10 protein-coding genes and 2 pseudogenes are annotated in these 12,169 nt (G+C 40.5%); 6 read left to right on the top strand and 6 right to left on the bottom strand.

What is annotated here, in order from left to right:
• Positions 1–40: 40 nt before the first annotated feature.
• A complete protein-coding gene (locus tag Q4561_RS02980; RefSeq protein WP_303457491.1) occupies positions 41–3,151 on the top strand; it encodes an efflux RND transporter permease subunit in 3,111 nt (1,036 codons plus the stop codon).
• Positions 3,152–3,409: 258 nt separating this feature from the next.
• Positions 3,410–3,517: pseudogene (locus Q4561_RS02975) on the top strand (MerR family DNA-binding transcriptional regulator); the annotation flags it as partial.
• Between the two features lie 6 nt (positions 3,518–3,523).
• On the opposite strand, the gene Q4561_RS02970 reads toward Q4561_RS02975, so the two are convergent.
• Both Q4561_RS02970 and Q4561_RS02965 read right to left on the bottom strand, forming a co-directional pair.
• Entirely contained in the window at positions 3,524–3,778 is a 255-nt protein-coding gene (locus tag Q4561_RS02970; protein WP_032094205.1) for a helix-turn-helix transcriptional regulator, read from the bottom strand.
• Between the two features lie 125 nt (positions 3,779–3,903).
• Positions 3,904–4,806, bottom strand: a complete 903-nt coding sequence (locus Q4561_RS02965) for a GIY-YIG nuclease family protein (RefSeq protein ID WP_032094204.1) — start codon at positions 4,804–4,806, stop codon at positions 3,904–3,906.
• A 403-nt stretch (positions 4,807–5,209) separates the two neighbouring features.
• On the opposite strand from Q4561_RS02965, the gene Q4561_RS02960 reads away from it, so the two are divergent.
• The 4 genes from Q4561_RS02960 (at position 5,210) to Q4561_RS02945 (ending at position 6,585) form a co-directional block, all read left to right on the top strand.
• Positions 5,210–5,593, top strand: coding sequence for a MerR family transcriptional regulator (locus tag Q4561_RS02960; protein ID WP_303457490.1), 384 nt, complete (start codon positions 5,210–5,212; stop codon positions 5,591–5,593).
• Between the two features lie 77 nt (positions 5,594–5,670).
• Positions 5,671–6,015, top strand: a complete 345-nt coding sequence (locus tag Q4561_RS02955; RefSeq protein WP_303457488.1) for a mercuric transporter MerT family protein — start codon at positions 5,671–5,673, stop codon at positions 6,013–6,015.
• Positions 6,016–6,047: 32 nt separating this feature from the next.
• On the top strand, positions 6,048–6,323 hold the full coding sequence (merP, locus tag Q4561_RS02950) for a mercury resistance system periplasmic binding protein MerP (protein WP_303457486.1): 276 nt from the start codon (positions 6,048–6,050) through the stop codon (positions 6,321–6,323).
• Between the two features lie 49 nt (positions 6,324–6,372).
• Positions 6,373–6,585: a GDCCVxC domain-containing (seleno)protein gene (locus Q4561_RS02945; protein ID WP_108569075.1), complete on the top strand. Its 213-nt coding sequence runs from the start codon at positions 6,373–6,375 to the stop codon at positions 6,583–6,585.
• Positions 6,586–6,592: 7 nt separating this feature from the next.
• On the opposite strand, the pseudogene Q4561_RS02940 reads toward Q4561_RS02945, so the two are convergent.
• The 4 genes and pseudogenes from Q4561_RS02940 to Q4561_RS02925 form a co-directional block, all read right to left on the bottom strand.
• Positions 6,593–8,064: pseudogene (locus Q4561_RS02940) on the bottom strand (ISNCY family transposase).
• Between the two features lie 189 nt (positions 8,065–8,253).
• Positions 8,254–9,597, bottom strand: coding sequence for a site-specific integrase (locus tag Q4561_RS02935; RefSeq protein WP_232043425.1), 1,344 nt, complete (start codon positions 9,595–9,597; stop codon positions 8,254–8,256).
• Between the two features lie 11 nt (positions 9,598–9,608).
• Positions 9,609–10,145, bottom strand: a complete 537-nt coding sequence (locus Q4561_RS02930) for a hypothetical protein (RefSeq protein WP_032094202.1) — start codon at positions 10,143–10,145, stop codon at positions 9,609–9,611.
• 1 nt (position 10,146) lies between these two features.
• Positions 10,147–12,168, bottom strand: a complete 2,022-nt coding sequence (locus Q4561_RS02925) for a hypothetical protein (protein WP_303457481.1) — start codon at positions 12,166–12,168, stop codon at positions 10,147–10,149.
• Between the last annotated feature and the right edge of the window lies 1 nt (position 12,169).

The following is a 12,169-nucleotide window of genomic DNA, read 5'->3' as shown; positions in this document are numbered from 1 at the left end:
ATACATGTTTGCTACTGCAAGGCTCTAAGGGAGGCTTAACATGCTAGCCTCCATTATTCGCACTGCAATCGACAGGCGCGGTATATTTTTGATGCTGAGTTTTTTAGTCATTGGTTTTGGCTTATTTAGTTATCAAAAGCTGCCTATTGACGCCGTACCCGATATCACCAATATCCAAGTTCAAATCAATACACAAGCAACTGGTTATTCGCCGCTTGAAACTGAGCAGCGCATCACCTTTTTGGTAGAAAACGCTTTAGCGGGTTTGCCAAACTTGGATTATACCCGTTCACTATCTCGTTATGGCTTGTCTCAAGTGACCGCCGTATTTGAAGAAGGCACCGACCTGTACTTTGCCAGAAACCTCATTAATGAGCGGATAGGCATTATTAAAAGTCAGCTACCTGAGGGTATCGAGCCAGAAATGGGGCCGATTGCCACGGGTCTGGGTGAAATCTACATGTACACGCTCAGCGCTGAGCCGGGCACATTGACGGCTGACGGCAGAGACTTTGATGCGATGGCACTACGAGAACTGCATGACTGGGTGGTAAAACCTCAACTCGCTTTAGTAAAAGGTATCACCGAAGTAAACGCTATTGGCGGCTTTACCAAGCAATATCATGTGAATCCTGATCCTCAACGTATGCTTAATTATGGTGTGAGCACTGACGATCTGGTGAGGGCATTGGAGCGAAATAATGCCAATCAAGGTGCCGGATATATCGAACGTAACGGTCAACAAATACTGGTGCGCTCTCAAGCGCAGCTGGCCACAATTGAAGATATTGGTAATGTCGTGGTGACACTCACTAACCAATCTCCAGTGACCGTTAACGATATTGCCGAAGTGGCTATTGGTAAAGAGCTTCGAACGGGGGCTGCGACACGAGAGGGTAAGGAAACCGTCTTAGGCACTGCCATGATGCTCATTGGTGAAAATAGTCGTGCTGTGGCCTTGGCAGTGGCTGACAAAGTGGATGAAATCCAAGCTAGCTTGCCCGAAGGTGTGATAATAGAAACCGTTTACGATAGGACCGCACTGGTAGATAAAGCCATCAATACCGTGCGTAAAAACCTCGTTGAGGGCGCATTACTGGTGATTGTGGTGTTGTTTCTTCTGCTTGGGAATATAAGAGCAGCTATTATTACCGCCGCTGTGATACCGCTCGCTATGCTCGCCACAATAACAGGGATGGTGCAAACAGGAGTAAGCGCAAACTTAATGAGCTTAGGAGCGTTAGACTTCGGGTTAATTGTAGATGGTGCGGTTATCATCGTTGAAAACTGTATCAGGCGCTTAAGTGAAGCGCAGCGGCGAACCGGCTCAGTGCTGCTCATCAAGGAAAGACTTGAAGTTGTATATGAAGCAACCAACGAAGTAATACGACCTAGTCTTTTTGGCGTGATGATTATTACCATTGTATATATCCCTATTTTTAGTTTAACAGGGGTAGAAGGGAAGATGTTTCACCCGATGGCGGCCACCGTTATCTTGGCATTACTTGCTGCGATGGTGTTCTCAATCACTATTGTGCCAGCAGCCGTTGCGATGTTTATGTCGGGTAAAGTCAGTGAAAAAGAGAGCCCAATTATAGTTGGGGCGAAATCGGTGTATCGTCCGGTTCTTTTATGGTCGCTTAAACTACGTTGGTTGGTAATAGGCTCAGCGACATTATTGGTTGTTGTAAGCGTTTGGCTAAGCATGCGACTTGGCTCTGAATTTATTCCTCAACTTGATGAGGGGGATATTGCCTTGCACGCTATGCGAGTGCCCGGCACTGGCATAGAGCAAGCCGTGGATATGCAAAAAAGGCTGGAAGACGTCATTATGCAGTACCCACAAGTGAGCACTGTCTTTGCTAAAACCGGCACGGCAGAAGTTGCCACAGATGCGATGCCGCCAAATGTTACCGATACGTTTGTGATGTTGAAACCTATCGACCAATGGCCAGATCCTACTTTATCTAAAGCCGAATTTGTCGAGCAAATGGAGCGTGAGCTTCAAAACGTGCCCGGCAATAATTACGAGTTTACTCAACCTATCCAAATGCGGTTTAACGAATTAATTAGTGGCGTTAGAGCCGACTTAGGTATAAAAATTTATGGGGATGATTTAAATAAACTGCGCGATTCAGCCGGTGATATATTAGCGGTACTGCAAGATATACCCGGCGCTGCGGATGCACGCGTTGAGCAAGTTGATGAAATTCCTATCTTTACTGTGAACCCCAAGCCTTATGCTTTAGCGCGTTATAATTTGGATGTCACTGATTTGCAAACTTGGTTAAGCGCATCGATTGGCGGCAAAGAAGCTGGCTTGATATTCGAGGGCGACAGGCGATTCGAGATAGTCGTGCGCTACTCAGAGGATATTCGCAATAATCTTGATACGCTAGGCACCATACCCATTATGACAGGGGATGGTGATTATGTGCCTATAGCAGAGGTTGCAACGCTTGAATATGCCAGTATACCCAGTCAAATCAGCCGAGAAAACGCCAAGCGCCGTATTGTGGTAACGGCGAATGTAAGAGAGCGCGACCTAGGCTCGTTTGTTACTGAAGCAAAAATGCAAATAGCAGAAAATGTCGTATTGCCAAGTGGTTATTGGGTTGATTATGGCGGTACGTTCGAGCAGTTAGAAAGTGCGAGTCAGCGATTGAGCCTTGTTGTCCCAGCGACGCTTTTCTTAATTCTTGCATTGCTAGTCATTGCCTTTGGCTCGGTGAAAGATGCATTGATAATTTTCACCGGTGTGCCTTTAGCATTAACAGGTGGCGTTTTTGCGCTATGGGTGAGAGACATGCCCTTGTCTATATCAGCAGGCGTTGGTTTTATTGCACTGTCTGGCATTGCTGTGCTTAACGGTTTGGTTATGTTGTCGTTTATCCGTCAAAGGCTGGAAGAGACAGGTGAGTTAATTAACTCTATTGTTGATGGTGCTTTAACGCGTTTGCGGCCGGTACTGATGACGGCATTGGTTGCTAGCCTTGGTTTTGTGCCAATGGCGCTTAATGTGGGAACGGGAGCAGAAGTGCAGCGACCTTTGGCAACAGTGGTCATTGGCGGAATAATTTCTTCTACTTTGCTGACATTGATAGTCTTGCCTGTTTTATATCGACTTGTGCACGGCAGAAAACTTAAATAAAGGAGAAGTGAACGGCAGATTTCTTTAAAAAAGACATCTGCCATGCTAACTCTGTGATATCAGGCTCTTTATAGACGACTTTAGGGTGTGACTGAGCATGACGACCAAGGGGTTGTGTTGTTTTTACCGTTCGACTTTGTCGAATTGCCATCATCAGTTATTGTTGATGCTCGTGATGAATTTATGCAAACTCGGTATAAATTATGACTTGATGCTATTTTTCGTTTAGTAAGTGAGTCAAACTATTTAGGGCTTTATATGTACACAATAAGTAAACTCGCAAAGGAAGCAAATGTGGGTGTAGAGACTATTCGATTCTATGAAAAGAAGGCCTTGTTGCAGCAACCGATAAAACCATCTCAAGGTGTACTATCAATATCTTCTCTTTGACGATAGTTTAATGATCAAATCTAAGCCAATTGCCGGATCTACTTCTATTGCTCTGCAATACTCTACGTACTCTAAGATCGTTAAATTGCGCTGTGCATTTTCAATCTTGCTCACTGTTTGAAATGGTTCGTCAATTCTTTCAGCAACATCTCTCAAAGTTAACCCTTTCTGTTTACGGGAATTTTTAAGCCAACTTGTAAGGGCTAAATAATCGGGATGTGCAAGAGATTTAATCATCACTGCATTATGACAGTGAAACCTTATGTCCCGAAATTAGGGAATATCGTTCATGCTAAGAGATTAGTTGCCAACTTGCCATTGTAATTTGGACTGCTACGCCTTTTATGGACATCTTTAGGCTATTATTGTGCTTGAGAAACGAAAGTAGCAAAGCTAACATCGCTGACTAAATAGTCCTTGAGTGTCGCTGCCAACTTATTATTAATGATAAATTCTTCTCTGCCACTAATCAGCTGCCCATGCTCCCTGAAATAAGACAAAATAGCGGATTCTTCTTTAACAGGAGACTCGACATATTTACACAAAAACGTGGTATCGATATTTACTTTTTTTGCTCTGAGATGTTCACTGTGGCGTTTTTTTATTTCACGCTCAGTCTGGCCTATTTTAACCCGATACAAATTGTTTTCCTCTGACAGCATAGCTACGTAAATGAAGCCAGGCTTGTCAGTATTCACTAAATGTTCGTGCAACCACCATTTTTTTCCATCATTCATATCTCTCACAATTGCATTGCGTAATGCATGCTTATCGGTAACCTGATTGTTTACTATGTATTTGACCATCTGTTTATAAAGAGGAGTGGTAAGGTGGGGTAAGTCGGCAATATCCCATCCAAGCTCTAAAAAATTGGTTCGGTACTGCACCGACCCTAGCATTTCGTAAAAGAGTTGGTCGATTATGCTCCTTTTAATTTTTAACTGCGATAAAGCCCCCTTTATACCGCTTTCAGCAATCACTGATTGTATTTCAGCACATCGTAATAATTTAACTGGATGTTTGTTTGCGAGAGCCTTGGAGCACGAGCGAGAGAAGTATACGCCTCTTTCGTTACATTTTGATTTTAAATCAAAACCTCGTTCGCGAACCAATAATTTAAAATCACTAGAATAAACATTATTTTTGTTAGCATACTTTGCAAGGATACCAATGGTGACAAATCCAAAGAATTGGTCACTTAAAATAAAATGATTAAATACATGTTCACATATAGCGAGGTCTTTTTCATAAGAGCTGACGGTCATATTAATTCCCAAATATCTTCGGCTCAATTATTTTGTCCCGATTATATTGAATAATATACAGTTACCTTATTTAAACCAAATAAATATTTGCCGGTGTTTAATTAACTTTGTGACTGTTATCTATTGGTAGCCGAATTATAAGAAGGTGTACGGGTTTATTCTGCCACTACAGGGAACGATTGTAGTGGTCTTAGTGGAAAGATTATTGAGCGTGAAGTGCGGTAACTTGTACTAGTGTGATTACCAAGGGATTGTGTCGGTCTAATTACCGAGCGACTTTGTCGCATTTAAGGTAACAGTTCGTATTATCCACTTCAATAAATGTGTAAATATTTCCTTTAAAGCATGAGTTAATTAGACGTTTTGTATATTATTGAATTAATGAGAATATTAAAGGTAGCCAATGTATACAATAAGTAAACTCGCGAAAGAGGCAAATGTTGGTGTAGAGACCATTCGTTTCTATGAACGCAAAGGCTTACTTGAACAACCCATTAAACCAATGCAGGGATACAGGCAATATACAGAACAAGCACTTTCAAGAGTATTGTTCATAAAGCGTGCACAGTATTTAGGTTTTACGTTGGCGGAAATATCATCATTATTAATATTAAGTGCTAGTAATTGTGAAGATGTTCAGCAACTCGCTGAGCAAAAGCTTGTAGTAATTGAAGATAAGTTAAGAGATTTGCTTAACCTTAAAGAAAGCCTTGTCTCACTCGTTTCAGACTGTAAAAATAATCCAAGTGATAAAGATTGCCCGATCATTCAGTCACTCCAACCGTAAAATGACACATCACTTGACTCCGTACCCATATACGGAGTTTATACTTTACTTAAAAGAACAGTTTAATAGACGTAAATATGGCAAAAAGTAGTCAACTATCAATCTTAGGCGGGCTTGCCGCAGCAATCGGTGCCAGTGCCTGCTGTGCTGGGCCACTTGTTTTGCTTTTATTGGGTATAAGTGGGTCATGGATTAGCCATTTAACACTCTTAGACCCTTATCGTCCTATTTTTATATTCGTGGTTGTGGTTTTATTTGGCTTTGCTGGGTGGAAGATACATCAGCCTGCTGAAGACTGTGCGGATGGCGAGGCATGTGCAGTTCCAAAAGTAAGAACGCGACGAAAAGCAGTATTTTGGTTTACCACACTGTTGGCGTTTGTTTTTGTAACCAGCAACTACTGGATCATATGGGTCGTGTAGGTGCTATCACTTAACTCTAATTGGAGAGAAAAATGAAGAAGTTATTGATTACAACATTATTGTTGATAAGCAGCACGGCGGCGTTTGCCAAAGACGTAACTGTTACGTTAGAAGTTCCGACCATGGATTGTGTAACGTGCCCGATAACAGTAGAAAAAGCACTTGAGCGCGTCAAAGGCGTTAAACAAGTGGAAGTGACATTTGAAAATAAACTTGCTGTTGTAACATTTGACGATGAGGTGACAAATCCTGATGCATTAACGAAGGCTACTAAGAATGCTGGTTATCCTTCATTAGTAAAGTCGTAAGGCCTTCGCTAGTTGAACGATAATGAAATCCTCTGAGGAACACAAAACTATGGCGAAAATAGAACTCTCATCGACGATTACTTGCCCACATTGCAATTATAGCCAGCAAGAAGAAATGCCAACCACTGCATGCCAATTTTTTTATGAATGCACTAAATGCAAATCACTGCTGAAGCCTCTGAGCGGCGACTGCTGCGTTTATTGCTCATATGGAACAGTGAAGTGCCCTCCAATTCAAGAGGGCAACAGTTGTTGTAATTAAAAATCAGTCAGTTGAACAACTGGCTATTTTTCATGCATGATTCATGCAAAGCTTGTGACCTCTCAACTCTCAGTGCAGTTGTATTCATATCATTTCTAAGCCACGTACTGCGCACGCCATTCGGGCTAACTTCAATTCCTAATGCTTTAGTTAGCTTCATCGCAACCCTCTGCTGACCTAGGTGGGGATGTTCAAGAGAGAACTCGATTACCGCTTTCTCGATTTCCATATCTACACAGTTTTTATGCCGTATGTTAGGCGTTTCTTGCCGTTTTAAGGCATCAGGCCCGCCTTGCTTGACTAATTTCAGATGACGGTAGATAGTGTCGCGAGACACCCCACTTTGACGCGAAGCCTTAGAGACATTACCTAGTCTTTCAACCAAGGCAAGGATGTCTAGCTTCTTTTGAATTTCTAAGTCTTCAACCGCTAATTTACTCGGCTCATTGACTTCTGATACTGCGAGTTTGCGCCCCGCGAAGTGCGCAGTAAACCCTTTCTTGCTGGTGTTTCTAATTTCTATTTTCTGATTTGCAATGGTCTTTAATTACGCAGATATCATCAAGGTTAGTGTGTTTGGATAATGGTGTGAATTCTGATGTTTGATGCTTCGATTTTACTTCGATATGTGACCGCCAAAACTGCGGGATAAATACATGTTTGAGGTAGGCGTTTGCAGCGGCAATATCAGTAATGTTACCCAGCCTTAATTCAGGCACTAAACGGTCTTGGAAGGTATCGAAGGCTCGCTCAATACGACCTTTACCTTGTGGTGAATTGGCAAAGATAATTTCAATACCCAACTCTTCACAAGCTCTTTGCATTTGTGAGAAGTTACACCGCTTAGGGCCACCGAAGATACCTGCTCTGTCTACATAGAGTGTTTTGAAAACGCCTTTCGTTTCAATGCAGTCTCGCATGACTTTTAAGCAACCAACGGTGGTTTCAGAGGGGAAGAATTCAGCATGCACTTCACTGGTAGCATCATCAATCATGGCGATTAGGCAGTGCTTCCTATTCCCAAACCAGCGATGTGGACTACCGTCCATTTGCATCATTAGGCCAGCAGCCTCCATACGCTCTCTACGCTTACGCACGATGCCTCGTCTACGTTTGGGCACGCTTAACATGGTGAATATCATGTGCCCAGCCACGCAGCGTCTCTCGCTTCACTACAATGTGTTCATCGGCCTCTAACTTTTCCGCAAGATGTAGTAAATTCAAATCAAAATACTTTTCTTTGATTAAGGCCTGCACTGCTTTTCTAATTGAAACGGGCGTTTTATTAGGTGGTGATTTTCCACTATTGCCATGCACAACAAACTGAATACCAACTTGCTGATACCGTGTTACATATCGTTCAATCGAACGGCGAGACTTGCTTAGTAGCTTAGCAGCGTTGGCTATTGTTATTCTACCTTCAACAACTTTAGCAATAATATCAACGGTGAGTTGAGCCTTAGAATCCATCACAATCATCCTCAACATGCCCTTAAGTATTCAAAAAAAGAACACTAACAGACATGTAAAAAAGAGACCGACAGTTTCCCTTGGTAATTAACGATTGCGACAGAATCGCTTGGTAATTAAGATACGACAAAGTCGCTTGGTGTTAACACGGTAACTTGTACTAGCTCAGACTTGATCTGGCAACCACACTAAGACAACTTATAAATCGAATTTTGCAATCTCGTCAATGTTAGTCAATAACGATTGAATCGCCTCAGTCTCATCGATTTTTTTCGCTTTCAAGGACTTACTGATATTTATCATTCTAATCATTCTAATTCTGACCTGAGACGACATTGCAAGTAAAACACTATCTAGCTGAGTTGATTGATGATTCAGTTCAGACGCCAAATGGACATATCTTGCCATAGTTGCATTTGAAGCATGCATTGTGACTTTTCGGCATGCTGTAGCAGCAACACTCAAAATATTATTAAAGCTTCCTGATGCTGCTAGTTTCTTAATCGCCTTAGCTACATTCATTGTAATAAATCTGTGTCGGAAAGAGTGATTTGTGACATGGCGCAACTCTTCCTTATACTTACTGGCATTAATTACTTTTTTTGCATAGTTTTTTAGATATGATTTTGCCAATGGTTTGCCACTTCGTGCATCAACAAAAATGGCGTCATGGTTTTGGTTGGGAAATGTGTTTTCGACTAACTTTAGGTAATACATTATGATCTGTAGGTCATCACCTGTGACTTCTACTTCTCTTTTTTTACCTTTATATTTACCCTTTAGAATCGGAATATCTCTTAATACACACTTCTTGGAATTCAGGAGCGACTTAGAAGCGTTTTCAACTGAAGATTTTGTTATCTGGTGAACTTCACTTATTCTTGCCCCAGTAATCTCAAGTAGTGTGGAGAAGGCTTGCCATCTGTATATTAAAAATTCATTAAGCTCTGGGTGATACGTGCTTTCATTAATGGCGTCCAACCATAAAACAAATTCATGATCGTGAATATACTCTACGTCCACGGCAATGCTAATCAACCCCGCAAATGATACATGATCTACATAAGTTATTTCTCTATTACCTGCTTTAAACTTCTTTTCAGAGTAATGAACACTGTATGCTCTCACCGTGTCTTTTTCTTCAGTTGCTAGTTTCCAGTGGGGATTTTCATCAGATAAAAATATAACGTAACCCAAAGCGACTCTGGCGTGCGTTAATACTGTTTCATCGGCAATCTTTCGATCTTTTAATACGCCTATGAATTGATATAAAGCCGAATCATTGATGTCGGATAGAGAAATTTTTTTATCTTCAAGGAAAGAACAAAATATATTTAGGCTATAAGCTTTCTTTGTAACCGTCGGTGCTAACGGCCTAATATTAAATATTTGAGCGCCTCCGCCCAATTTGGTTAGGTAAGCATTGGCGTGCCAATCTATGCCACCGCCTTTCTTCATTATTAAAGACAGTGAGCAATCATGTTTTTCATTTCTGCGCTGACTGGTTATAAGGAAATCAAGGCAGGGTGATTTAGCCGTCATGACATATGACATTATTTTATCAAAGCCAATCTGTTATTTCCTAAAATACGAGCCTGATCCAAAATCAGTTTTCTATAAGCTTTGTCTATTTGTTCGTCCTCTCTACAATTATCTAAAAGTTGCATGTATGCCCTGTAAACTTCTGCAAGTGCAGATTTTAAGTCTTCATTTTCTCTTTTCAACTCATTAATATCATGGGTTGTTAACCGAGTCTTTTTTATCGCAACGTTTTTATTTTTGTTTGCTTCTGATTTTTTAAGCCTTACATTAAGGTCTTCAATAGCAACTGATAATTCGCGTAAAGCTAATGCGTTGTGTTCTGTCATTGAAGAGTTGTAAGAATACCTTATTACGCCTAATGAGTCGTCGTGCCACTTATTTACCATTGTCTTAGTGATGGTGGATTTACTGGTCGTTAAGCTATCGGGAATCTCATCATAATGCTTTATGCTATTGAGGATTTCACTTTTACGAATCATTGATTCAGTGATCATTTTTTTTTTCAAAATTACAGATTGAGAAGTTTGCCCTTTTTGAAATCTCGCCACGTCAATATGCCTCTTTTTTCTGAAAATAAAAAAACACAGCATTTCCTTCAATTCGATGAAATCGAACTGTCTCACCAGTATTTTTTTTATGCTCATCGATCAAATCTCTTACTAAAGGTTCAATTACCAGAGATGTTTTTGCTTTTTTACGAGCTGTATTTACAATATTTGTTACGCTTGAATCACCCAGTATCGCCTTACCAAGAGAAGAACCAATCCTTGCAATTGTAACTTCTGCTTCGTCAATCCACTCGGAACTTGGAGATACTTCTGCGTAGTGAAAAGTTTGCTCTAGGTCAGCGTGCCCCAAAAACCAGGACAATTCTTCTAACCCCGTATTGTCAGTCATGTTGAAATACAGTACAGCAAACGTTCGTCGGTATTGGTGACTTCTTGGATACCATCGTTTTCCATTAATTACGGGAGAGAAACTCCAGTCTGCAAACAAGTCTAGGCAACCATTTATATAATCATTGCTGAGAGGGGTAACACGCGATTGAGCAAATTCTGATGTATAGGCTTTAAAAGACGTGTGTGACAAAAAACCACCAAATAAGAACTGTTCGTTTTCATCTACAATAAAGCCTCTTCTCTCTTCTAGAACATTATTTAAAAGTGCAAACTCTAAGCCATAATCGAATATCAAGTCTGGTATTGGGCGGTGAACATCTTCAAGTTCAATACGTTCAGAAGTTTTTGGAATTCTTAAGACTAAATCGAAAAGTCCATCAATAGGCGATTGAACAAAGCAGTTCCGTTTTAAACTTCTCATAGACGTAACTCTACTAGCAACAAAACCTGCTACTAGTATGTAAATTGAGGCTAAATATAACCTTATCGCAACGGCCATGGACATTTCTCGTCTAAATTGGCTGAAGCACACCAAATTGTCGTCACACCACGACGTAATATTCAGTTCTTTTAATACGTCTGGCAAAGGTGTTTCTTTAAACACTTCCTCTTGTAATGATGAGCTTGAGCGGTAAACGTCGCTGTTATCTACTTTTTTAAGCTCATTTTTCGCAAGAACGGATAAATGCTGGCGGATAGCATAACCATACTTCCTAGCAAATTTAAGGCTTGTTGAAATAGAATGCAGGTAATTAGAAGTAGGCATTATGGGGGTTTTTATTGATTGTCTCATGCTATCAAACAGAGTTTCACCATTGCTAAATAATGCTGCGGGCGAGTGAGCAAATTTATACTTTTGAGATGCCCTTGCTGTGTAGACCGCCTCAAGCAAAGATACTATATTTGATATTGTCTTTTCTGAAGGTTGTAAATCTGTGTCTATATCGAAATCCATTGTATTCGCAGGTTGAAATTCACGAACCTTATTGGGTTGGTTCCATTTCTTTGTCACTGAGTGGTCTTCTTGATAAGAACTCTTATCGTTTTTAGGTGGGTTACTCTTATAGTGTTTTTTCAAAGAGTGCTGCAATGACATTAGTGATCTTGTTGTTAAATTAAGCTCATTTTTTATCTTAATCCAGTCGATTCGTGAAGATGAACCATAGTTCAAATCTATGATTTTAAGGGCGGCAGCAAATACATGAGGCTGTGTATTATAATCCATAATAAAATCTTTAAGCTCGTTTAATTTTATTTGATCTAGTCCCCGTACAAGCAATCTTGATTTTTTTTGCCGAACCTCATTAGCATGTTTAATTAAGTCTGTAATGGCGACCAGAATGGCTTTAGCTCTTAATGGTCGTGTTATTTTTCCTCGTGCGTCCAAGTATAATAAGCTATGCATAATGTCTTTCAATAAAGGTTCATTATTTGCGTCAGTCAAATACTCCACGTCAGAAATCTTTCTTTTAAAATTTATCTTTAGTGCTTTGTTTTTGTTCTTACGATAGTAGTCAATATCTATAGCCACTTTTGAAGCTAACCATTCTTGGTCGTAAATATTGTCATTTAATAGCCATCTGGGCATTTCGTATTCAAACTTTCCTGCGGAATCAATCAATTTGGAAAAGTCAACAAAATCATCGTCTATTAAATTTGAACTTTCACTCATG

It is taken from the genome of Alteromonas sp. 1_MG-2023 (assembly GCF_030547075.1).
In the GTDB taxonomy this organism is placed as follows: Bacteria; Pseudomonadota; Gammaproteobacteria; order Enterobacterales; family Alteromonadaceae; genus Alteromonas.
This window is presented reverse-complemented; position numbering and strand designations above follow the sequence as displayed.

Excerpts from the sequence above, each read along its gene's own strand:
- Q4561_RS02980 (WP_303457491.1), top strand. The coding sequence starts at position 41 with ATGCTAGCCTCCATTATTCGCACTGCAATCGACAGGCGCGGTATATTT.
- Q4561_RS02970 (WP_032094205.1), bottom strand. The coding sequence starts at position 3,778 with ATGATTAAATCTCTTGCACATCCCGATTATTTAGCCCTTACAAGTTGG.
- Q4561_RS02965 (WP_032094204.1), bottom strand. The coding sequence starts at position 4,806 with ATGACCGTCAGCTCTTATGAAAAAGACCTCGCTATATGTGAACATGTA.
- Q4561_RS02960 (WP_303457490.1), top strand. The coding sequence starts at position 5,210 with ATGTATACAATAAGTAAACTCGCGAAAGAGGCAAATGTTGGTGTAGAG.
- Q4561_RS02955 (WP_303457488.1), top strand. The coding sequence starts at position 5,671 with ATGGCAAAAAGTAGTCAACTATCAATCTTAGGCGGGCTTGCCGCAGCA.
- merP (WP_303457486.1), top strand. The coding sequence starts at position 6,048 with ATGAAGAAGTTATTGATTACAACATTATTGTTGATAAGCAGCACGGCG.
- Q4561_RS02945 (WP_108569075.1), top strand. The coding sequence starts at position 6,373 with ATGGCGAAAATAGAACTCTCATCGACGATTACTTGCCCACATTGCAAT.
- Q4561_RS02935 (WP_232043425.1), bottom strand. The coding sequence starts at position 9,597 with ATGACGGCTAAATCACCCTGCCTTGATTTCCTTATAACCAGTCAGCGC.
- Q4561_RS02925 (WP_303457481.1), bottom strand. The coding sequence starts at position 12,168 with ATGAGTGAAAGTTCAAATTTAATAGACGATGATTTTGTTGACTTTTCC.